The sequence below is a fragment of the Blautia sp. RTP21359st1_E11_RTP21359_211015 genome (assembly GCF_040910705.1).
Lineage (GTDB): Bacteria > Bacillota > Clostridia > Lachnospirales > Lachnospiraceae > Blautia_A > Blautia_A fusiformis.
On the sequence record NZ_JBDGAB010000059.1, the window covers coordinates 1 to 23,167 of the forward strand.

Consider the following 23,167-nt stretch of genomic DNA (forward strand, 5'->3'; position numbering starts at 1 on the left):
TTTTTCTTGTAAGAATACCCGAGTTTAATAACTGCCTTGCGGACTGTTTCATTACAAACATGCAGACCAAGTTTATCGATGATTTCATCAATTGTGATATCTGGTTCCTGCTGAACCACCCGGTCAATATTTTGGATATCTTACGGTGTCAGGGCATGTTTACGTCCTCTCTGTGATGTTCTTGTTTTTACAGAACCTGTTTCACGCATTTGTTTTTCCAGGCGGTAAACAGTACTGGTATTCACAGAAAAACACTCTGGGATTTCTTTTGCATTGTGCGTTTTATTCCAAGCTTCAATAAGTAGTTTACGTGTTTCATCATGTAATATAATAATCACCTCTTGACTCTATCATAGTCCTGTTGTCAAGAGTGTGCAGTATTTTTTTGGAGTGCTATAGTTTGATCAGAAGGACAGGAGGCGGATTCGGTGGACCGGAATCAGGAAGAACTGGGAATACATATCCTGGAAAATGTGAGGAACGAACTGTACTACTATTTTCCATATCTGGACGGTGCTTTTGCCTGCATTTCCGGGAAGGGTTCGGAAGAGACCAGAACCATTGGAACAGACGGAGAGTTCTTCCTTTTTTCTCCGGAATATCTGCTGGAACTTTATGTGAAAAAGCCGGAGGCAGTGCGACGAGGGTATTTGCATATGTTGCTGCACTGCCTGTATCTGCATCTTTTTCGGGAAAATCAGGAAGACAGACGTTTATGGAACCTAGCCTGTGATATTGCGGTGGAACAGATCATTTCCAGAGAAAAGATCCCGGTTCTGGAGACAGGTGGAAATGAAAAAAAAATCCGGAAAAAAGTTTTCCATATGCTTGGAAACGGCGCGGATTCCGCAGAAAAGATCTGCCAGAAACTGAAAGATCAGGTATTTCCATTTCGATTGGAAGAGATGGAAGAAGCGTTCCATTTTGATGATCACTCACTATGGGATGCCTGCACAGGAGAAAAAGGAAAAAGAACAAAGGAAAAATGGAACAAGCTTCTTTCCTATACTGCCGCAAACCGTCAGGATCACCGGAAACGGCGGGGAAGTCAGAAAGGGGACCAGAAGGAAGAGGCAGGAACGGTAAGATCCGGAAGATACGATTACAAAAAATTTCTCCGTCAGTTTTCTGTGCTGCGGGAAGAGGTGGAGCTGGATACGGAAAGCTTTGATTATATTTTTTATAATTACGGGATGGAGCATTATGGAAATCTTCCGCTGATCGAGCCGCTGGAATATAAGGAAGTGAACCGTCTGGAGGAGCTGGTGATCGCCATTGATACTTCCGGCTCCTGTGATGGAGAGACTGTGCGGAGATTCCTTGGAGAAACGTATTCCATTCTCAGTGAAAAAGAGAATTTTTTCCATAAAATGAAGGTGTACCTGATCCAGTGTGACTGCTGTATCCAGGATGTTAAGGTGATCCATTCCGAGGAAGAATGGAAGGAATACAGCAAAAATATCACCATACAGGGCCGGGGCGGAACAGATTTCCGGCCGGTGTTCCGGTATGTGAAGGAGCAGCAGGAGAAAAAAGAAATCCGCAGTCTTAAGGCTCTGATCTATTTTACAGACGGGGATGGGATATATCCCGGAAGCAAACCGGATTATGAAACGGCCTTTGTATTTTTACATAAAACAGAAAAAATGGAGCTTGTTCCGCCCTGGGCGATCCGGCTTGTGGCAGAACAGGAAGGAGTGCGTTACAGAACATGAACATAAAAGAGGCAAAAGAAGAGATCAAACATACCTTACTGGCTTACAACCGGAAGGATGCAGCCGGACGCTACACATTTCCCAAACTCCGGCAGCGTCCCGTCCTGCTTATGGGGCCTCCCGGAATCGGGAAAACAGCGATCATGGAGCAGGTGGCAGAGGAATGTAATGTAGGTCTGGTAGCCTATACCATTACCCATCATACAAGACAGAGTGCGGTAGGACTGCCAAGGATCGTGACCCGGTGCTACAACGGAAAAGAGGTCAGCATCACAGAGTATACCTTAAGCGAGATCATTGCTTCTGTGTATGATTGTATGGAACGTACCGGAAAGAAGGAGGGAATCCTGTTTATCGATGAAATCAACTGTGTCTCCGAGACACTTGCGCCTACCATGCTGCAGTTCCTTCAGAACAAGACCTTCGGAAGCCACAGTGTGCCGGAAGGATGGCTGATCGCGGCAGCAGGAAATCCTCCGGAATATAATAAATCGGTCCGGGAGTTTGATATTGTAACACTGGACCGTGTGCGGAGGATGGATATCGAGGCAGATCTTGAGGTGTGGATGGAGTATGCCTGGAAAAAGGAGATCCACGGATCGATCCTGGCTTATCTCGGCATGAAAAAGGATCATTTTTATTCTGTGGAAAATACAGTGGACGGGAAATTCTTCGTGACAGCAAGAGGCTGGGAAGACCTGTCTGAGATCCTGAAGGCTTATGAGGAGCTGGGCGTGGAGATCACAGAGAATCTGGTCGGGGAGTATTTATGCAGAGAGGAGATCGCAAGAAGCTTTTTTGCCAGCTATCAGCTGTACCGGAAGTACGGAGAGGACTATGGCCTGGAACGTCTGCTTTCCGGAGAGATGCCGGAGGAGGAACAGCAGAAAAAGGTAAAAATGGCGAAGGAAGCTTCCTTTGAGGAACGCTTCCTTGTGACAGGGCTTCTGCTTGACGGTCTGAACGGAGGTTTTCTGACCTATGAGAAGATGGATGGTGAGACAGGTGCTGTTTATCAGGAACTTCTGCATCTGAAAGCTTTTCTTCAGGATAAAAAGGACATGACAGCGCTGGATGAATTTACAGATATGAAGAAGAAAAGTCTGGCTGTCCGTCTGGAGGCGGAGCTTCTTACCGCAGATCAGCAGACTACAGAAGAGCTTGTGATCCGCACTCTGGAGGAATTCAGCCTTACTATCCGAAAGGAGCATATCACAGAAACAGAGGCTGGCTTTGAACGGATCCGGCAGCTGTTTACGGAAATGGCGGAGAAGAGAAAGGCCTGTGCGAAAAAGATCAGCGGGGAGCTGGAACAGGCATTTGCATTTATGAAGGAATGCTTCGGGGACGGACAGGAAACGGTGCTTTTTGTCACCGGACTGATCCGGAACAGCCATGCGGCGGCCTTTATCCGAGAGTATGGCTGTGATCCTTATTTTGCCTGCAGTGAGAAGCTTCTTTACCGGAAACAGGAGAAAAAGCTTCAGGAGGAATGTGCATCACTATTAGAAATATGAATGATCCCTTAACGAATACTTATGACTGAAAGGGGCCTGATATCTTGACAGGAGGGCTTGTGAGGTGATACGGTAACGGTGTCGAAAACAAAAATCAAATAACCGAATGATGAGGTGTGAGAACATGCAGGAATTAAAACCAATCAAAGAAGGTAAAGTACGTGAGATCTATGACAATGGAGACAGTCTGATCATGGTTGCAACAGACCGTATCAGCTGCTTTGACGTAATTCTGAATAACGAAGTTACAAAGAAAGGTGCTGTACTGACCCAGATGTCCAAATTCTGGTTTGACATGACTGAGGACATTCTTCCGAACCACATGATCTCTGTAGATACCAAGGATATGCCGGAGTTTTTCCAGCAGGAGAAATTCGAAGGAAAATCCATGATGTGCCGTAAACTGAACATGCTTCCGATCGAGTGTATCGTACGTGGATATATCACAGGAAGCGGCTGGGCAAGCTATAAGGAGAACGGCACTGTATGCGGCATCAAGCTTCCGGAGGGACTGAAGGAATCCGACAAGCTGCCTGAGCCGATCTACACACCATCTACCAAGGCTGAGATCGGTGATCACGATGAGAATATTTCCTTTGAGCAGAGTATCGATCATCTTGAGAAATACTTCCCAGGAAAAGGACGCGAGTATGCAGAAAAGCTTCGTGACAACACCATTGCTCTTTACAAAAAATGTGCAGAGTATGCACTCAGCAAGGGAATCATCATTGCAGATACAAAATTCGAGTTTGGTCTTGATGAGGACGGAAACATGGTTATCGGTGATGAGATGCTGACACCGGACAGCTCCCGTTTCTGGCCGGCAGAAGGCTATGAACCAGGACATGGTCAGCCATCCTTTGACAAACAGTTTGCACGTGACTGGCTGAAAGCCAATCCGGACAACGACTGGACACTTCCGCAGGAGATCGTTGACAAGACTATTGAGAAATATCTCCAGGCATACAAAATGCTTACAGGAAAAGAACTGGCCTGAAAAATAACAGCAGCTCTGAAATAGAATATACCTTACAAGCCGCTTCGGATGCCCATTCCGAGGCGGCTTCTTTCTGTATAAAACAGGACAAAAACAAAACGGTTGCAAGAAAACGGAGGGATATTTATAATAAATACAGAAACCAGATGATCCTGACAGATTTAAAGGAGTGTGATTATGAGCAGGAAAAACAAGGTGAAAAAGAAAAAAACAGTTGGAGATCATATTCTGACGATCGTTCTGATCGTGGCAATCTGTATTTTCTGTTATGCAGCTTTTAACCTTTATCATATTTATACAGAATATAAAAAAGGAACCGATGAATATAACAGCATTTCCGAAATGGCAGTGACAGAACGTGATCCGGACCAGGTGGAAGAGATAGATCAGCCGGATGAACAGCCTGTAGCACCTGTGAGCATTGATTTTGATTCTCTCAGGAGTATCAATGAGGATGTGATCGGCTGGATCTATATGGAAGCATTGCCTGAGATCAGTTATCCGGTGGTACAGGGAGAGGATAATAATTTTTATCTGCACCAGACATATGAGAAAAATTATAATTTTGCGGGAACGATCTTTATTGATTATGAGAACAAAAGAGATTTCAGCGATTGTAATACCCTGGTGTACGGACACAACATGAAGAATGGTTCCATGTTTGGAATGCTGAAAAAGTACAGAGCGGATGAGACGCTTTATAATACTAGCAAATATTTCTGGATCCTCACACCGGAAAAAGATTACCGGTATGAGATCATTGCAGCGTATACGACTTCTGTAAACAGCGATACGTATACCTTATTTAAAGGACCTGGCAAAGAGTTTCTGGAATATGAGAAAAAAATGTTCCAGAATTCGGAGATCAGAACAGATGCCACTGCAAGTGAAGCCAATGTGAAGGATAAGATCGTTACATTATCAACCTGTACCGGCAATCAGGCAACACGTTTTGTGGTACAGGGAAAAAGAGTGAATGCGGTGAACCCACAGTAGAGCTTTTGCGGATAAGTTTGGGAGGAAATGATATGGGAAATGAGATAGAAAAATTACAAAAGATCATTGATGAGAGCAGAAATATTGTATTTTTCGGCGGCGCAGGTGTTTCAACAGAAAGCGGGATCCCGGATTTTCGAAGCCAGGACGGACTGTATAACCAGAAATATGATTACCCGCCGGAGACGATCTTAAGCCATACATTTTTTATGCGAAAACCTGAGGAATTCTTTAAATTTTACAGAGATAAGATGCTTTGTGATACTGCAAAACCGAATGCGGCACATCTTAAGCTGGCGGAGATGGAGCAAACAGGAAAGCTGAAGGCTGTGATCACTCAGAATATCGATAATCTTCACCAGATGGCAGGAAGTAAAAAGGTTCTGGAGCTTCACGGAAGCGTTTACCGAAATCATTGTATGAAATGCGGGAAATTCTATGATTTTAAATATATGAAGGAATCGAAAGGTGTTCCGCGGTGTAGCTGCGGCGGCATGATCAAGCCGGATGTGGTCCTTTATGAGGAAGGGCTGGATGACTATACGATCCAGGAATCAGTAAGAGTGATCTCAGAGGCGGAGGTGCTGATCATTGGGGGAACTTCTCTGGCGGTATATCCGGCAGCAGGCCTGATCGATTATTTCCGGGGAAATCATCTGGTGGTGATCAACAAGGCACCGACACCGAGGGATAAATATGCGGATCTTCTTATTAAAGAACCGATCGGGCAGGTGTTTTCTCAGATAAGAGTCTGAAAATATGGGAACCTGGGATAATCTGCAAATTAAAAATGAGGAGTATCAAATGGGATTAAATTATGAAGTTGGAGATATTGTCACACTGAAGAAGGCTCATCCCTGTGGCAGTAAAGAATGGGAGATCCTTCGCGTAGGAGCGGATTTCCGCCTGAAATGCAAGGGCTGCGGACATCAGATCATGGTGGCACGTAAGCTGGTTGAGAAAAATACACGAGATTTGAAAAAAATTGAAAAAAATTAAATTTATGCTTTACATCACGGGAGAGATGTGCTAGAATCAACAATCGTGATATATTTCATATCCTTGCTCTTTGACAGGCAAAGGGCCAAAAGACCATAAGGAGGTTAAGACAAGCATGAACAAGTACGAGTTAGCATTAGTTGTGAGCGCTAAGCTTGAGGACGAAGCACGTGACGCTGTAGTTGAGAAAGCAAAAGGCTACATCACACGTTACAACGGCGTGATCACAGAAGTTGAAGAATGGGGTAAGAAGAAATTAGCTTACGAGATTCAGAAAATGCATGAAGGCTTCTACTATTTTATTCAGTTTGAAGCAGATTCTCAGTGCCCGGCGGAGATCGAGAGACATGTCCGCATCATGGACAATGTATTAAGATACCTGGTTGTCAAGAAAGAGGCATAATTTTTGCAGCGGATTTTTGAAAACACCATTAAGAACCTGTTCAGTTAAGTGAAATCATAAGAGAGGTAGAACGATGAACAAAGTAATATTAATGGGACGCTTGACAAGAGATCCTGAGGTAAGATATTCCGCAGGAGAAAATGCCCTGGCAATCGCCAGATATACACTGGCAGTTGATCGCAGATTCCGTCGTGACGGAGAGGCAAGTGCTGATTTTATCAGCTGTGTTTCTTTCGGACGTACAGCAGAATTTGCGGAAAAGTATTTCAGACAGGGACTGAAAATTGCAGTTACGGGACGTATCCAGACAGGAAACTATACGAACCGTGAGGGACAGAAGGTTTATACGACAGAGGTTGTTGTTGAGGATCAGGAATTTGCTGAGAGCAAAGCATCAAGCGACAGCTATGCAGCAGCTCATCCGAGAACAGAGGCAGCACCTGCAACGTCTATGCCGAGTCCGAGCGCAGCAAGCGCCGACGGCTTCATGAACATTCCAGATGGAATTGATGAGGAGCTGCCGTTCAATTAGAACATCTGATCAAGACAGATGAGACGAATAAGATAGGAGGAAACAATCATGGCTTACAATAGAGGCGAGAGACCAGATTCTCCGATGAAGAGAAGAGGCGGACGCAGAAGAAAAAAAGTTTGTGTATTCTGCGGTAAAGAGAATAACGAGATCGATTACAAGGATGTAGCAAAGTTAAGAAAGTATGTTTCCGAGAGAGGTAAAATTCTCCCGAGAAGAATTACAGGTAACTGTGCGAAACATCAGAGAGCACTGACAGTTGCTGTTAAGAGAGCACGTCATATGTCCCTGATGCCATACGTTCAGGACTAATTCTGATCTTATACGGGGTCGTTGCGAAACAGATGAGCAGTCATCTGGAAGCAGCGGCCCTGTTTTTTTTATGAGCAAAACAGATTTTATCATTGCTATGGAATTATAATAAGGAATCTGGTATAATGTTAAATAACTTGTGGGTTAAATTACATTAAGAACAGGAAAAAGCAATGAACAACAAAGTTAAATTCAAGGGGCCTATGAAACACTTCATGCGCTGGCCGCTGTACCTTTCGGTCCTGGTCGTGCTGCTGGACCTGCTGGTGTTTATTGTAAGTGTAAAGGCCGGAATTCTGGTGTCTGTAGGTACTGTGATCTATATTTTTATCGCAGTACAGCTTTTTCGATATCACAAACCGCTGATCATCAATGATATGATCGCATTTGCCAATCAGTATGATGTGGTAGAAAAGCGGATGCTGGAAGAACTGGCGCTTCCTTATGCCATTATGGATATGGAAGGCCGCATGATCTGGTCCAACCGTATTTTTTCAGAGATCACGGGGAGAGATCAGTTTTATAAAAAAAATATCAGCACAGTTTTCCCGGATATTACTCCGGACAAGCTTCCTGTAGCCGATGAACCGGAAATTTCCGAGATGAGTATACATTTCGGGGATCGGATCTATCGGGTTTCCATGCAGCGGGTGACTATGGGTGAAGTAGTCAGCCATGCGGATATTCTGGAGAATATGTCCCAGAATGTCAGTCTGATCGCCATGTATCTTTATGATGAAACAGAGCTTAAGGAATACATCCAGAAAAATGAGGATAACAAGCTTGTTGTAGCACTGGCTTATCTGGATAATTATGAAGAAGCACTGGAGAGCGTGGAGGATGTGAGAAGATCTCTGCTTATCGCACTGATCGACCGAAAGATCACTAAGTATTTTTCCAACTTTGACGGCCTTGTGAAGAAACTGGAGAAAGATAAATATCTTCTGATCATGCGCCAGAGTTCACTGGAAACACTGAAGGAACAGCGTTTTCATATCCTGGATGAGGTTAAGACGGTTAACATCGGAAATGAAATGGCTGTGACATTAAGTATTGGAATCGGTCTGAATGCTTCTACGTATATCCAGAATTACGAATATGCCAGAATTGCCATTGAGATGGCACTGGGCCGTGGCGGTGATCAGGTAGTGATCAAAAATGAAAATAATATTACCTACATTGGCGGCAAGGCACAGCAGATGGAGAAATCAACCCGAGTGAAGGCACGAGTGAAGGCTCAGGCTCTGAAGGAATTTATGAGCACCAAGGATCGAGTGGTGGTTATGGGACACAAGATCACAGATGTGGATGCTCTGGGAGCTGGGATCGGTATTTACCGTGCCGGTAAGACTCTTGGTAAGCCGGTGCATATTGTGATCAATGATCCGACCACATCCATTCGGCCGCTGATGAGTGGATTTATGGAGAATCCGGATTATGAGCCGTCCATGTTTGTGGACAGTAATCAGGCCAAAGAACTGGTGGATAATAATACGGTAGTAATTGTGGTGGATACCAACAAGCCAAGCTATACCGAATGCCAGGATCTTCTCTATATGACAAAGACCATTGTGGTATTGGATCATCACCGCCGCGGCAGCGAGGTGATCCAGAATGCAGTTCTGTCCTATGTGGAGCCATATGCATCCTCAAGCTGCGAGATGATCGCAGAGATCCTGCAGTATTTTGCAGACGGGCTGAAGCTTCGCAGTATTGAGGCGGACTGTATTTATGCGGGTATCATGATCGATACCAACAACTTTACAACAAGAGCGGGTGTGCGTACCTTTGAGGCAGCAGCATTCCTGCGCAGATGCGGAGCAGATGTGACACGTGTACGTAAGATGCTCCGGGATAATATTGATTCCTATAAGGCGAGAGCGGAGGCAGTTCGTACTGCGGAGATCTACAGAGATTATTTTGCCATTGCAAGATGTCCGAGTGAAGGTCTGGAAAGTCCTACCGTTGTAGGAGCACAGGCGGCCAATGAGCTGCTCAATATCGCAGGAGTCAAGGCATCTTTTGTTCTTACCAGCTATAATAATGAGGTTTACATCAGTGCCAGAGCCATTGATGAAGTGAATGTACAGGTCATGATGGAACGGATGGGCGGCGGCGGACATCTGAATATTGCCGGTGCACAGGTGAAAGACACCATGGATGAGACCGAAAGAATGCTGAAAGAAATTATAGACCAGTTATATCAGGAAGGGGACAAATAGAAATGAAAGTAATTCTTCTGGAAGATGTTAAATCCCTGGGTAAAAAGGGACAGATCGTAAATGTAAGTGACGGATATGCAAGAAACATGATCCTGCCAAAAAAGTTTGGTGTTGAAGCTACATCCAAGAATCTCAATGACCTGAAACTCCGTAAGGCAAATGAAGAAAAGGTTGCACAGGAAAACCTGGACGCTGCCAAGGCATTTGCAGAGGAGCTTTCCACAAAGGAGGTTATCCTTACTCTGAAGGTAGGTGAAGGCGGAAGAACATTCGGTTCTGTATCCTCAAAAGAAATCTCAGAGGCAGCCAAAAAACAGCTGAATCTTGATATCGATAAGAAAAAGCTCCAGCTGGAGAATCCGATCCGTAACCTGGGTGTTACCAATATTCCGGTACGACTTCATCCGAAGGTAACCGGAAGTCTCAAAGTCTGGGTAAAAGAGGCGTAATCAATGGAAGAAGCACTGATCAAGAGGATTCTGCCTCACAGCATTGAGGCAGAGCAGTCAGTGATCGGATCCATGATCCTGGATCGTGATGCGATCCTGGTGGCTTCCGAGATCCTGACCAGTGATGATTTTTATCAAAAACAATATGGCATCATTTTTGATGCCATGGTGGAGCTCTGCAATGAAGGACAGCCGGTAGATCTGATCACTCTGCAGAATCGTCTCAAGGAGAAAGAGCTTCCGCCGGACATCAGCAGTATGGAATATGTCCGTGATCTGATCGCAGCAGTTCCTACATCAGCCAATGTGAAATACTATGCCAATATCGTAAGCGAAAAGGCAGTTCTCCGTCGGCTGATACGGACTACGGAAGAAGTTGCCAATGCCTGTTATCTGGAAAAGGACAGTACGGAAACCATACTTGAGGAATCCGAGAAAAAGCTGTTTAATATTTTGCAGAGAACAAATGGCAGCGATTATGTGCCGATCCAGCAGGTTGTGTTGAATGCAGTCAGCAATATTGAGAAGGCTTCCAAGCTGAAGGGCTCCGTTACCGGGATCCCGACCGGATTTGTGGATCTGGATTATAAGACTTCCGGTATGCACGCGTCCGATCTTGTACTGATCGCAGCTCGACCTTCCATGGGAAAAACTGCCTTTGTATTGAATATTGCCCAGTATATGGCGTTTCGTAAAGATGTGACCGTGGCTATTTTCAGTCTGGAGATGTCCAAGGAGCAGCTGGTAAACCGTCTTCTTGCTATGGAATCTCACGTGGATTCCCAGAATCTCCGTACCGGAAATCTGAAAGATGAGGACTGGACGAAGCTGGTAGAAGGAGCGGATATTATCGGTGGCTCCAATCTTATTATTGATGATACACCTGGAATCTCCATTGCGGAGCTTCGTTCCAAATGCAGAAAATATAAGCTTGAGCATAATCTGGGGATCATCATGATCGATTATCTTCAGCTGATGAGCGGAAGTGGAAAATCGGATTCCAGACAGCAGGAAATTTCAGATATTTCACGATCGCTGAAAGCGTTGGCAAGAGAGATCGATGTACCGGTAATTGCGTTATCACAGCTTAGCCGTGCAGTGGAACAGAGACCGGATCACAGACCAATGCTTTCAGATCTTCGAGAGTCCGGAGCTATTGAGCAGGATGCGGATGTGGTCATGTTTATCTATCGAGATGATTATTATCACAAAGATACCGAGAAGAAAGACATTGCGGAAATTATCATAGCCAAGCAGAGAAACGGCCCGATCGGAACTGTGGAGCTGGTATGGCTGCCGAGATATACCCAGTTTGTAAATATGAAAAAATAGAGCCGTGCAGACGGTAAATGAAAGGCTGTCAGGATGAAAGCTTATAGTTATCCTGATGGCCTTTTGTATTTTTGTCTGTGTGATCGTGGAGTTCGGGATGCTATGGATATAGGCAAAGAGTCATATTTGGTAAAATTATGTCAACCGATTATTCTTGCTATTTCCTGATCTCAGGGGTTATACTGTAGACAGCAGCAGTGAATCTCTATATAAGGGGGCGTTCACAATGGAAAAAAGATATACAGTCAGACAGGCCGTAACACTGACCGGAGTGAAATCTTATGTCCTGCGTTACTGGGAGGAAGAACTGGAGCTTCGGATCGGACGCAATGAACTGGGACATCGCTATTATACACCGTTTGATATCCAGCTTTTTCTTAAAATAAATGAGCTGAAAAGTAAAGGACTTCAGTTGAAAGCAATCCGTACACTGATCCCACCGGAGGCAAGAAAGGCAGATACACCGGATTTTTCAGAATCTGGTATCAGGATCCTGGATGGAGAAGCTGTTGAGCTTGAAGATATCCCAATGAAAAAAACGGGATCTGAAAAGGAGTTCATGGAAAAAACGGAATCCGGGAATACAGAGAAGTGCGGAGCAGATAACGATAAGATACTGGAGTTTCAGGAAATCATGGAACGCCTGATCCGTGAGGAAATGCAGAGAAAGAAAGAAGGAGAGTACCGGTGTCGTTCTCTGGATGAAGCGATCCGCAGGCAGCAGCAGGCAAGAAGAGAAGCGGCAGCTTCCTGTGAGGGAAAAAAGAATAAAAAAAACAGAAAAGGCTGCCGGTAAACCGGCAGCCTCATTCATTATAGCAGCTTATCAAGCTAATGATGCATTACTCAGCAGAGATAGCACCAACTGGACAGGCCTCAGCGCATGTTCCGCAGTCAACACAAGCGTCTGCGTCGATTACATAATGCTCGTCTCCCTGAGAAATAGCCTCGTTCGGGCACTCACCCTCACATGTTCCACAGCTAACGCACTCGTCAGAAATTACATATGCCATAATTGATATCCTCCTTTTAAATTGTGTATTGTATGTATCCCCTACCAGGGATTCTATTCCCATTCTAATATATCTGCATAAAGAATACAAGTATAAATTTATAAACAAAACTGAAAATTCGTAACCCGTTGATTCCATTCCGGATTCGTATTATAATAGCAGAACGGAATGAAATATTTCGATAAAACAGTAAAGGAGAATACAATCATGGCAAAAGTTACAAAGAGCATGCTGATCGGAGAACTGCTCACTGTAGACCCGAATATCGCACCGATCCTGATGAGAGCAGGAATGCATTGTCTTGGCTGCCCGTCTTCACAGATGGAATCTCTGGAAGAAGCAGCAATGGTCCATGGCCTGGACGCAGATGTCCTCGTAGCTCAGATCAATGATTTTCTTGGTGAGTAATAAACAGAAGCTTTTTTGCTGAAACAAAAGGACCGCTGTCGGGAAATGCAGATCATATGGATCGCATTCCGACAGCGGTTTGTTTGTCTGTAGGATATTTGGTTTGTCAGATATTCAGAAGCTTCTGAAGTGCATGATCAGCAATCAGTGCACAGTGCTCTCTGAGGTAGGCTTCACCGGCTGGTGTGAATGCGCGGCCGATGCCATACTCGGAAAGGATATTGCAGACCTTGTTAAATTCTTCAGGTGTACAGTCTGACTGATGAAGTACCAGCTGATAGACACCGTCTTCTCCTTCACGATAGAGAGTATTATCACCGGTAAAGAAACCATTCATACCATGAGATGCGGCAATAACATCATCCAGCCCCGGGAAAGAGTACAGGCGTATAAGCTTTACAGAACTCTCAGCCGGCTGCTGTGATGCATCCGAAGTTTCTGTTGTCTGAGAGGCGGAAGTTTCCGCCCTTTTTTCTTCCGGTTTCTGTGAAAGATCCTTAAGCTTGGATTCACAGAGCTTCTGGAAGATATCGATGATATTGTCAGCGCCATCGATCTCTACGGTATCGGAAGGTTTGTTGCCCTTGAAGGGTGCAAATTTGGAAAAACGTGTATCCAGTTCTTCAGGATCTTCCACTTTAGTGATAATGAGGATAATACTTTCGGCATTGACAGGAATAGCCTCGATCATCAGAGGAATATTATCTGCTTCAAAACCAAATTGTATCTGTGCCTGCTGCATCATATCACGAAAGAGACGTTTGGCTTTTTCGGTACCGTATGCAAGTTCGCTGATACGGATCTGATGACTGTCCAGATCTTCTTTCGTCAGGGTACAGCGGATCTGATTTTCATTGATTTTTTCTATTTTCATATGATCACATCCTATAGGTAAATAAATTTAATCTTTTACATACTGTATTATATAACAGTTATACACAAGATGTAAAGATGTAGAAACCGGAGAAAAAAGAAAATTTCTGATTCTTTTATAAAAGACTTGCATCTGAAGGGAAATCAGGTATAATGAAAAGCAGAAAAGCTGTCTCCTCCCGGAAGCAAGAAGACAGTAACGATAACTTAAAGTCATATTTTTCTGAAGATAAGGATTCTGTGTGAAATTCATCGGCGAGTCTGTCGGTACACAGAGAAATTTCCCCCATTTTATTATTTATATTTTATTACAAGTATCATCCTAACAGGGAAGTTGCAGCTTTTCGAGAACCATTGCTGGTGTTTTCTGAAAATCTAACCAGGAAAGGAGGTCGGGATACGCCAAATATATCACAGGAAAAAAAGAAATCCGCAAAACCCCTTCGAAGGGAGCTGGAGCTTTATCGTGAGAACGGAGTTTCTCTTTATCTCAATGGAGCACCAAGCACTCCGAAAAAAATCGCAAAAGCCTGTCAGATTGCGGAAAACGGGGTCTATATGCGGGATTATACGGAAGATGAAGACGGCCATATCGCCTGTGTAAGCTTTGATCTTATTCGCAAAGAATGACCGTACATAAGAAAAAACGGTTCCCCGGATAACGATCATCCCCTGCACTCATGCATACCATGCGGGGAACCGAAATTCTAAAGAAATTGTGAAAAATTATTAAAAGTCGATTTTTATAACGAAATGTAGACAAGATATGTTATAATAAAGCAAATTATGACATTTTATACCGAAAGGAAAAAAACATGATAAAAAAACACATACCGGTCCTTGTGGTAGGTCTGCTGATCGTTCTGGTCGCTCTTGCCGGAGGGACTGTTTACGGGATCAATAAGCTTATACCAAGCAGGAAACAGATGGATCTGACAGAATACTACGGCCAGAATGCAGACGGTGAGGCTGCGTTGATACTTGGAACTGAGAAACTGGAAGAGAAGGCACTTATCTCAGGAGAAGATGTATATCTTCCGCTGGATGTAGTGAACGGATATTTGAATCAGAGATATTACTGGGATAGCGAAAACAAGAAGATACTGTATGCAACACCATCCAGTCTCACAGAGGAACCGGCTTCAGATAAGGCAGACGGAAACGTGTGGCTGAAGGATGACACGGTTTATCTGAAACTGGATTATGTAAAAAAGTATACAGATATCGATTCTTATATAGAGCAGGATCCTGCAAGGATTGCGATACAGTACAAATTTACCAATGTGGAGACCGTGACCACGAAGAAAGATACCGTGATCCGTTACCGGGGCGGGATCAAGGCGCCGATCCTTTCCAAACTGGCGAAGAATACAGTTCTCCGGCTGATGAATGAAGGAGAGGATTGGGATCAGGTGGCAACCGATGACGGTTACATCGGTTATATTCAGAAGAAAAAAGTAAGTGCTGTGGATACAACGGATTATGAAAGGGATTTTAAAACAGAGTCCTATACATATCTTACCATGGATGAACCTGTGAACCTGGCATGGCACCAGGTTACCAGCACAGATGCAAACAGCTATTTCGCAGATGCGGTACAGAATATGACAGGCGTGAATGTGATCTCTCCAACCTGGTTTTCTGTAACAGATAACTCCGGAAATATTTCAAGTCTTGCATCTGGGGAGTATGTGATGCAGGCACATGAAAAAGGACTGAAGGTATGGGGACTGGTGGATAATTTTAATGAGAACATGAATACCAAAGAAGTTCTTTCAAAAACCAGTTCAAGGCAGAATCTGGAGAATCGGCTGATTACTTATGCACTGAAAGTAGGAATGGATGGAATTAATGTTGATTTTGAATCTTTGAGCGAAGGAGTAGGAATCCATTTCCTTCAGTTTTTAAGAGAGCTTTCTATCCAGTGTCACGCCAATAATTTGGTACTGTCTGTAGATAATCCGGTTCCGGAAGATTTTACCAGTCATTATGACCGTGCGGAGCAGGGCAAGGTTGTGGATTATGTGATCATTATGGGTTATGATGAGCATTACGTAGGCTCCGATGCCGGTTCTGTGGCATCTCTGTCATGGGTAGAACAGGGGGTTAAGGATACGCTTTCAGAAGTAGCGGCTCAACGGACGATCCTTGCGATTCCGTTCTACACAAGGCTCTGGAAGACTACAGATGGCGGTGCACTGACAAGTGAGGCCATCGGTATGGATCAGGCACAGCAGACGATCAGTGATAACGGAGCAGAAACATACTGGGACAAGAAGACAAGTCAGAATTATGGAACCTATGAAGGGGAAGGTGCCACATACCAGATCTGGCTGGAGGACTCTAAGTCTATTGCGGAAAAGGTTAAACTGATCAAAAAATACAAACTGGCAGGTGTGGCAGAGTGGAAGCTTGGATTCGAGAACAGCGGGATCTGGAGCGTGATCACAGAAAACCTGTCATAAACAGAAGAAAACATTGTGATCTTCACAATGCTAAAAACACTCCCGGCAACATATATTAAAATAAATATGCCGGGGGTGTTTTGTGTTGAAAAAACATTTCATAGAATTGGCAATGGCAGTTCTTATGCTGGTCTGTTTTTATATTCTGTCATGGGAAGCGGCAGAAACTGCAGGCAGACTTATAGATGTATCCGGAAATATAAAAGCAGATCAGGTGATCCTGGTGGATGCCGGTCATGGCGGTGTGGATTCCGGAATGGTGGGAATCGGTGGACTGAAGGAAAAAGGAATCAATCTGGATATTGCCATGAAGCTAAAAACGATCCTGGAAAAAAAAGGCCTTGCCGTAGTAATGACCCGGGAAGAAGATAAAGGTCTTTATGAAAATGGTACAAAAAATATGAAAGCACAGGATCTGCAGAATCGTATTGAACAGATCCGGAAATATGAACCGGTGCTTTCTGTGAGTATCCATCAGAACAGCTACAGTGATCCCGGAGTAAAAGGTCCGCAGGTATTTTATTATGAGGATTCGGAAGGCGGAAAAGAACTGGCACTTGCGATCCAGGAAAACATGAACCGGAAGCTTTCCATTGCACGGCCGCGGGTGGCAAAAGAAAACAGAACCTATTATCTTCTGAAGAGAAGTCCGGGTGTGATCAATATCGTAGAATGTGGATTTCTTACAAATCCGGAGGAAGCCGCCCTGCTTCAGACAGAGAAGTATCAGAGAAAGGTAGCAGAGGCTGTGGCTGATGGAATCGTTACATATCTGAAAAAACAGAAGGAAAACGAAAATAATTGAAAAAAATGTGAATAGCCTTTTCATAGGAAGGTGATTCTGCTATACTTTACGTGAATTAAGGAGAATCCTATGCTTGGAATCATTTATCTTATATTATGTATGTTAACAGGAATGGAAATGGCAGGATGTCTGTTTCCGCGTCAAACAACTGAAAGAGGAAACAGGATATGGGTGGTCCTGCCGGCAGCGTTTGGGATGGGAATCCTGATGCTGACCTGGGCAGTCTATATTCTTTCCTGGATGTTCAGCATATGCGCGGGGGCAGAGCATCCTCTTTTTTATGGAAATCTGATCGTATTTCTGGTAGATATCCTGCTGCTTTCAGGAATCTTCCGGTGGAAAAAGAAAAAACAGCAAAAAATGTTTGTGATATCCGAACGGATGATCAGCAGAAAATGGATCCTGAAAAAAGAGCTTCTGCTTTTTGGCATTTTGACGGTTTTTGTGACCTGGATGATGTTTTACGTTTTCCATATGAAAGACGGCATTCTGTACTCCGGCTTTTCGGTATACGGAGATTATGCACCCCACACGGCAATGATGCGATCTTTTTCAAGGGGAAATAATTTTCCTACCCAGTATCCGCATTATGGCGGGCAGGATGTGAAATATCATTTTATGTTCCAGTTCCTTGTGGGAAATCTGGAGTATCTGGGCCTTCGTCTTGATCTGGGATATAATCTGGTAAGCATCCTGTCTCTGGCGGGATTTCTTATGGTGCTTTACGGGATCAGCTACCGGATGTTCAAAAGCTTCTGGGCAGGGGCAGCTGCCATTGTTTTCTTTTTTTTCCGCAGCGGAACAGCGTTCTGGCGTTATCTGTGGGAACATCTTCAGGCGGGGGACCTTGTACGGACTCTGGAAGAAAATACGGCGTTTATCGGTTATACTACCAATGAAAACTGGGGATTATGGAATTTCAATGTATATCTGAACCAGCGTCATCTGGCTTTCGGCCTTCTGATGGCAGCTGTAGCGGTATGGACCTTTATGGATTGGGTGGAAGCCGGATGCAGTCACAAGGAGCAGGGATTTTTGTGGGTCCGTAACCGTTTTTTTACAAAAAAAGCCTGGATCTGCAGAAATGTGGATACGGCGATCCTTCTGGGACTGTTTCTGGGATTAACTGCCTTCTGGAACGGAGCTGCGCTGATCGGCGGCCTTCTGATCCTTGCCGGACTGGCAGTGTTTTCTGACGGTAAGCTGGATTATGTGATCTGTGCCGGACTGGCAGTGCTTTTTTCGGAACTGCAGTCGAAGATCTTTGTGTCGGGAAGTGTTATGAGTCCATCCTTTTATTGGGGCTTTCTGGCAGACAATAAAAGCATTTCCGGTGTACTCTGGTATCTGGTGGAGATCAGTGGATTTTTCTTTGTGGGAATGATCGTGGCAGCAGTATTTCTGAAGAGAGGTCAGCGGGCAGTGCTGATGGGCTGTTTGCTTCCAATGGCATTTGCATTTCTGGTATCTCTGACTCCGGACATCAATGTCAATCATAAATATGTGATGATTTCCTATGCCTTTGTGACAGTTTTCTGGGGATGGATCGTAAGATGTGTTTTCCTTGCAGGGAAAAACAGCTGGAAGAAATGGGCCGGTCGCGCAGCGGCAGCGGTCCTTTGTATCTGTCTTAGTGCAACGGGGATCTATGATTACGTGATCATCTTAAGAGACAACGATTCCGCACACAGGATGACTGTAAATATGGAAAGCAGCCTGACGGACTGGCTCAGTACAAATCTTAAGAAAAATGATCTTCTGCTGACACCGGAATATACCATGAACGAGGTCACTATGTCCGGTGCCATGCTGTATTGCGGATGGCCTTATTATGCATGGTCTGCAGGGTACGATACGGGCTATCGTGCCGGCCAGGCAGTGCTCATATATACCACGGATGATCCGGAGCTACTGAAAGCTACCGTAAAACAGGAAAAGATCACATATATCCTGTTTGAGGAGGATATGGAATTTGAACAGCAGGAATGTCGTGAGGATATCATCAGGGAGACATATCCACTGGTGTATACCTCAGAGGATGGGAGAATAAGAATCTATGAAACATGACAGCTTATATATCATTATGCCGGCATATAATGAAGAAAAAAATATCGGGACCGTGATCGAGCAATGGTATCCGGTAGTGGAGAGGATCGGCGGGGACAGCCGCCTGGTGATCCTGAATGATGGCAGCAAAGATGCTACCTACCAAAAAATACAGAATTATCAGAAAAATCATGACCGTCTTATCGGAATCGATAAACCGAATGAAGGACATGGAGGAACAATACTCAGGGGATATCGTTACGCAGTAGAAAAAGGTGCCGATTATATTTTTCAGACGGATTCAGACGGCCAGACACTTCCGGAGGAATTCTGGCAGTTCTGGGAAAAACGTCAAAAGTGCGGGCTTCTTATCGGTTACCGGCAGAAGAGAGAGGATGGGCTTTCCAGGATTTTTGTGACAAGAATACTGCGGCTTGTGCTTTTCCTTATTTTTGGAACCTGGGTAAAAGATGCAAATACGCCATATCGGCTGATGGAGGGAAAACAGCTCGCCAAAGTACTGAAGCGTATCCCAGGCGGATTTTTCCTTTCCAATGTGCTGATGACCGTGATCTATGAAAAACATCATCTTTATGTGGAATATATCCCCATCACATTCCGACCGAGACAGGCCGGAAAAAATTCTATCAACATGAAACGGATCATAAAGATCGGAAGACAGGCATTTGCGGACTTTATCCGTCTGCGGGGCAGGATCTGATACAGGAGGAACAGAAGGATGAAAAAAAAGATCAGAGAATTATTTCCGGAGCTGACTGCAGCAGTGCTCCTGACAGTACTTTCTGCGTATCTCCTGGGAGGAGATGTATGGACATTCTGGACCTGGTGGCTGCTTGCACTGTTCATGGGAATGGTGGCAATGCCGGTCACAGGAAGGCTTTTTGGTGGTTTTGAAGACCGGGGATGGCTTTTTTCAAAGGTACTTGCCATTGCGGTTACCGGATTTCTCACCTGGTTTCTGGTAGCGGTGGGAATCCTTTCTTTTACAGCAGCAGTGTGTGTAGGAGTATCTGTGGCTGTTGGCATTTTATGTGCTGTACTTTTTCATGTTCAGCTGAAGCATGGCATTGAATGTTATCCGTCAGGAAAGATGCAGCTGATCTTTCGGGAGGAGCTTCTGTTTTTTGGGATCTTTCTGCTGTGGACTTATCTGGCAGGATTCCGGCCACAGGCATATGGAACAGAGAAATTTATGGATTATGGCTTCATGGAGGCCATGATGCGGAGCAAAACTCTTCCTGCACGTGATCTCTGGTATTCACAGGGAACCATCAATTATTACTATGGCGGGCAGTATTTTGCAGTGTTTCTTACGAAGCTTACAGGAAGCAGAGTGGAAGTGACTTATAATCTGATGCGTACCTTTGTGGCAGCGTTTGCCTTTGTGTATCCGTTTTCCCTGGTCCGTCAGATGACGAAGGACAGGCTGTATGGACGGCTGGATGGAAAGAAGAAATATATTCCTTTACTGGCAGGAGTTACTGCAGGTATTGCAGTATCTATTGCGGGAAATGTACATTATATCGTCTACCGTTGTGTACTGCCGCTGATCCGGAAGATACAGGGAGTGGCAGAAACCGCCAGCTACTGGTTCCCGGATGCAACTCGTTACATAGGGTATAATCCGGTGAATGACAGTGATAAGACCATACATGAATTTCCATGCTATTCCTTTGTTCTGGGAGATCTTCATGCCCATGTGGTAAATGTGATGTTTGTGACATTTCTGGTGGGAATGCTCTATGCATGGCTGAAAATGATCCGAAAAAGAGGGCCTGAGCCTGAAAAACAGGAACGCAGTGTTTTCTGGCTGAGACAGCTTCTGATGCCGCATATCCTTCTGGCGTCCGTTTTTCTTGGCATGTTCCAGTGGACCAATTACTGGGATTTTGTGATCTATTTTGTAGTGACCGGTGGAGTTGTCCTGATCGCAAATATCATACGATTTGAGGGAAAGATAATCAGGATCCTGGCAGTGACGATCGTACAGGCAGTGGAAATCATAGGTCTCTCTTATCTGGTGATCCTGCCCTTTACATTGAAATTTGATACGATGGTACAGGGGGTGGCACTGGCACAGCATCATTCACTGTGGTATCAGCTTCTGATCCTCTGGGGACTTCCGGTGCTCCTTACTGTTTTGCTGATCCTGTCTGTCATCACAGAAAAAATGAGGGGACTGAAGCAAAAAAGTCTTTACAGGCTGCTGGAGGCGATCACAGTTCCGGATCTTTTTGCAGTGATCATGGGCTTATGTGCTATCGGACTGGTTTTGATCCCGGAGCTTGTATATGTGCGGGATATTTATGAAAATGGAAATGCCAGAGCCAATACTATGTTCAAGCTGACGTATCAGGCATATATCCTTTTCGGAATGACAATGGGATATGGGATTTATCGTATGCTGGTGATATCCAGACAGAAGATCATCCGGATCCTTTCAGGTGTGGGGCTTTTTGTACTGCTCTGGACCGTGGGCTATTTCGGAAATGCCGTGCATTCCTGGTTTGGGGATGTCTGGAAGGTTTCGGAGTATCAGGGACTGGATGCAACTACATTTCTTGAGCAGGATTTTCCTCAGGATGCGTCGGCGATCCGCTGGCTGAAGCAGAATATCAAGGGCTCTCCTGTGGTGCTCGAGGCTAACGGGGACAGCTATACCGGATATGAGAGAGTTTCTGCATCTACGGGGCTTCCGACCGTACTGGGATGGTATGTGCATGAATGGCTCTGGAGAAATAATGTACCTGACCTCAATGAAAAAAGTGCGGACATCCAGACTATTTATACATCTACAGATGCAGAGACGGTAAAAAAACTGATCAACCGTTATGATATTTCCTATATCTTTGTAGGAGGACAGGAAAAAGAAAAATACGGAACAGAGCTTAATGACAGTATTCTTCAGAGTCTGGGAAGCATTGTCTTTGAAGATGATATGTCAGGAACCTACATTGTGAAAGTGGAGCAGGATTGACATTTTTTCCATAATAACGCTATAATGTAACTATTATGTAGCTATCTGTTAACGGATATGCTCAGCAGGAGATTTCTGCTGAGCAGTATACAGAAAAAAGTGACAGTTGCAGGATGGCAGCAGAGAGGAGGATATTATGAACAGAATCGACAGACTTTATATGGAAATGATCCATTATTATCAGGGGGATCCGAAGCATATCCAGCATTTTGTGAAGGTGCATGATCTTTCAAGACTGATCGGCCAGAGTGAGGGTCTGGACGAAGATACGATGTATGTTCTGGAAGCTTCGGCTCTCGTTCATGATATCGGGATCAAAGTCGGTATGGAAAAATACGGACGCTCTGATGGAAAGACGCAGGAAGCAGAAGGTCCGGCAGCTGCCAGAGAGATGCTTACCGCACTGGGCTTTCAGGAGAGGGTGATCCGCAGAGTGGAATATCTGGTAGGACATCATCATACCTATAAGGATATTGACGGGCTGGATTATCAGATTCTTGTGGAAGCTGATTTTCTGGTTAATTATTTTGAAGATGGACTGGATAAAGAACATATAAAGAAAAGTGCAGAGAAGATCTTTAAAACAGAAACAGGTAAAAAAATAGTAAAAGACATGTTTTTCCCGGAGACTTTTCAGAAATCCGAAACCTGGGCACAGGATGCCCTTCAGGATCTGGAAGATTTTATTGAAGAGCAGGGGATTTATATCAGACAGTAAATGGAGCGTAAAATGAAAGCAGAAATAGCAGTTATGACAGCGGAGAATATAGACAGAAAGGCAATTGCCAGAGGTGGCGAGATCCTGAAAAATGGCGGGCTTGTGGCATTTCCCACAGAGACTGTATACGGCCTTGGAGGAAATGCCCTGGATCCGAAAGCATCGATGAAGATCTATGCAGCCAAGGGAAGACCTTCGGACAATCCGCTGATCGTACATATCGCAGATATCCGTGACCTGGATAAGATCGTTACGGAGGTTCCTGAAAAAGCCAGAATACTGGCTGAGAAATACTGGCCGGGTCCGCTGACAATGATCCTTCCCAAGGCAGATATCGTGCCAAAGGAAACAACCGGAGGACTGGACA

24 protein-coding genes are annotated in these 23,167 nt (G+C 44.6%); 22 read left to right on the forward strand and 2 right to left on the reverse strand.

From position 1 onward, the window contains the following. Positions 1–428: 428 nt before the first annotated feature. The 13 genes from AB5026_RS15785 to AB5026_RS15845 all read left to right on the forward strand — a co-directional run bounded on the left by AB5026_RS15785 (position 429) and on the right by AB5026_RS15845 (position 12,270). Positions 429–1,715 carry a VWA-like domain-containing protein gene (locus AB5026_RS15785; RefSeq protein ID WP_021651404.1) on the forward strand — a complete coding sequence of 429 codons (1,287 nt, stop codon included), beginning with the start codon at positions 429–431 and terminating at the stop codon, positions 1,713–1,715. Further along, entirely contained in the window at positions 1,712–3,232 is a 1,521-nt protein-coding gene (locus AB5026_RS15790; RefSeq protein ID WP_368213799.1) for an AAA family ATPase, read from the forward strand. Before AB5026_RS15785 ends, AB5026_RS15790 begins: the two co-directional genes overlap by 4 nt. 124 nt (positions 3,233–3,356) lie before the next feature. Next, entirely contained in the window at positions 3,357–4,229 is an 873-nt protein-coding gene (locus AB5026_RS15795) for a phosphoribosylaminoimidazolesuccinocarboxamide synthase (RefSeq protein ID WP_015527192.1), read from the forward strand. A gap of 177 nt (positions 4,230–4,406) precedes the next feature. Beyond that, the gene (srtB, locus tag AB5026_RS15800) at positions 4,407–5,225 is read left to right on the forward strand and encodes a class B sortase (RefSeq protein ID WP_021651401.1); all 819 of its coding nucleotides are present in this window, start codon (positions 4,407–4,409) and stop codon (positions 5,223–5,225) included. A gap of 32 nt (positions 5,226–5,257) precedes the next feature. Next, entirely contained in the window at positions 5,258–5,980 is a 723-nt protein-coding gene (locus AB5026_RS15805; RefSeq protein WP_110103217.1) for an NAD-dependent protein deacylase, read from the forward strand. A 49-nt stretch (positions 5,981–6,029) separates the two neighbouring features. Continuing rightward, positions 6,030–6,224, forward strand: coding sequence for a DUF951 domain-containing protein (locus AB5026_RS15810; protein ID WP_022426426.1), 195 nt, complete (start codon positions 6,030–6,032; stop codon positions 6,222–6,224). 115 nt (positions 6,225–6,339) lie between these two features. Then, positions 6,340–6,627 (forward strand): 30S ribosomal protein S6, encoded by a 288-nt coding sequence (gene rpsF, locus AB5026_RS15815; protein ID WP_015527189.1) that lies wholly within the window; start codon positions 6,340–6,342, stop codon positions 6,625–6,627. A gap of 73 nt (positions 6,628–6,700) precedes the next feature. Beyond that, positions 6,701–7,159, forward strand: coding sequence for a single-stranded DNA-binding protein (locus AB5026_RS15820; RefSeq protein ID WP_368213800.1), 459 nt, complete (start codon positions 6,701–6,703; stop codon positions 7,157–7,159). Positions 7,160–7,207: 48 nt separating this feature from the next. Continuing rightward, positions 7,208–7,471 carry a 30S ribosomal protein S18 gene (rpsR, locus tag AB5026_RS15825; RefSeq protein WP_021651398.1) on the forward strand — a complete coding sequence of 88 codons (264 nt, stop codon included), beginning with the start codon at positions 7,208–7,210 and terminating at the stop codon, positions 7,469–7,471. Between the two features lie 173 nt (positions 7,472–7,644). Then, positions 7,645–9,693 carry a DHH family phosphoesterase gene (locus tag AB5026_RS15830; RefSeq protein ID WP_022426425.1) on the forward strand — a complete coding sequence of 683 codons (2,049 nt, stop codon included), beginning with the start codon at positions 7,645–7,647 and terminating at the stop codon, positions 9,691–9,693. Between the two features lie 2 nt (positions 9,694–9,695). Beyond that, positions 9,696–10,142, forward strand: coding sequence for a 50S ribosomal protein L9 (gene rplI / locus AB5026_RS15835; protein ID WP_368213803.1), 447 nt, complete (start codon positions 9,696–9,698; stop codon positions 10,140–10,142). Positions 10,143–10,145: 3 nt separating this feature from the next. Then, a complete protein-coding gene (gene dnaB / locus AB5026_RS15840; protein WP_015527183.1) occupies positions 10,146–11,474 on the forward strand; it encodes a replicative DNA helicase in 1,329 nt (442 codons plus the stop codon). A 226-nt stretch (positions 11,475–11,700) separates the two neighbouring features. Then, positions 11,701–12,270: a MerR family transcriptional regulator gene (locus AB5026_RS15845; RefSeq protein ID WP_022426424.1), complete on the forward strand. Its 570-nt coding sequence runs from the start codon at positions 11,701–11,703 to the stop codon at positions 12,268–12,270. Between the two features lie 46 nt (positions 12,271–12,316). Here the strand turns inward: AB5026_RS15845 and AB5026_RS15850 are convergent, their stop codons facing one another. Next, positions 12,317–12,487, reverse strand: coding sequence for a DUF362 domain-containing protein (locus AB5026_RS15850; RefSeq protein WP_015527180.1), 171 nt, complete (start codon positions 12,485–12,487; stop codon positions 12,317–12,319). 207 nt (positions 12,488–12,694) lie between these two features. On the opposite strand from AB5026_RS15850, the gene AB5026_RS15855 reads away from it, so the two are divergent. Then, entirely contained in the window at positions 12,695–12,895 is a 201-nt protein-coding gene (locus tag AB5026_RS15855; protein ID WP_015527179.1) for a DUF1858 domain-containing protein, read from the forward strand. 106 nt (positions 12,896–13,001) lie between these two features. On the opposite strand, the gene AB5026_RS15860 is transcribed toward AB5026_RS15855, so the two are convergent. Next, entirely contained in the window at positions 13,002–13,769 is a 768-nt protein-coding gene (locus AB5026_RS15860) for an adaptor protein MecA (protein WP_368213805.1), read from the reverse strand. A gap of 359 nt (positions 13,770–14,128) precedes the next feature. Here AB5026_RS15860 and AB5026_RS15865 point away from each other — a divergent pair, with 359 nt between their 5' ends. The 8 genes from AB5026_RS15865 to AB5026_RS15900 all read left to right on the forward strand — a co-directional run. After that, a complete protein-coding gene (locus tag AB5026_RS15865; protein WP_021651392.1) occupies positions 14,129–14,398 on the forward strand; it encodes a hypothetical protein in 270 nt (89 codons plus the stop codon). A 185-nt stretch (positions 14,399–14,583) separates the two neighbouring features. After that, positions 14,584–16,233 (forward strand): glycosyl hydrolase family 18 protein, encoded by a 1,650-nt coding sequence (locus AB5026_RS15870; protein ID WP_368213807.1) that lies wholly within the window; start codon positions 14,584–14,586, stop codon positions 16,231–16,233. 82 nt (positions 16,234–16,315) lie between these two features. Continuing rightward, on the forward strand, positions 16,316–17,038 hold the full coding sequence (locus tag AB5026_RS15875) for an N-acetylmuramoyl-L-alanine amidase (RefSeq protein ID WP_243121575.1): 723 nt from the start codon (positions 16,316–16,318) through the stop codon (positions 17,036–17,038). Positions 17,039–17,107: 69 nt separating this feature from the next. Next, positions 17,108–19,105: a hypothetical protein gene (locus AB5026_RS15880; RefSeq protein WP_368213809.1), complete on the forward strand. Its 1,998-nt coding sequence runs from the start codon at positions 17,108–17,110 to the stop codon at positions 19,103–19,105. Next, positions 19,095–19,805 carry a glycosyltransferase family 2 protein gene (locus AB5026_RS15885; RefSeq protein WP_368213810.1) on the forward strand — a complete coding sequence of 237 codons (711 nt, stop codon included), beginning with the start codon at positions 19,095–19,097 and terminating at the stop codon, positions 19,803–19,805. Before AB5026_RS15880 ends, AB5026_RS15885 begins: the two co-directional genes overlap by 11 nt. Before the next feature lie 18 nt (positions 19,806–19,823). Next, positions 19,824–22,082 (forward strand): DUF2298 domain-containing protein, encoded by a 2,259-nt coding sequence (locus AB5026_RS15890; protein ID WP_368213812.1) that lies wholly within the window; start codon positions 19,824–19,826, stop codon positions 22,080–22,082. Between the two features lie 136 nt (positions 22,083–22,218). Further along, a complete protein-coding gene (locus AB5026_RS15895; RefSeq protein WP_368213814.1) occupies positions 22,219–22,800 on the forward strand; it encodes an HD domain-containing protein in 582 nt (193 codons plus the stop codon). A gap of 12 nt (positions 22,801–22,812) precedes the next feature. Then, a partial coding sequence (locus AB5026_RS15900) for an L-threonylcarbamoyladenylate synthase (protein WP_368213816.1) occupies positions 22,813–23,167 on the forward strand: 355 nt, incomplete at its 3' end.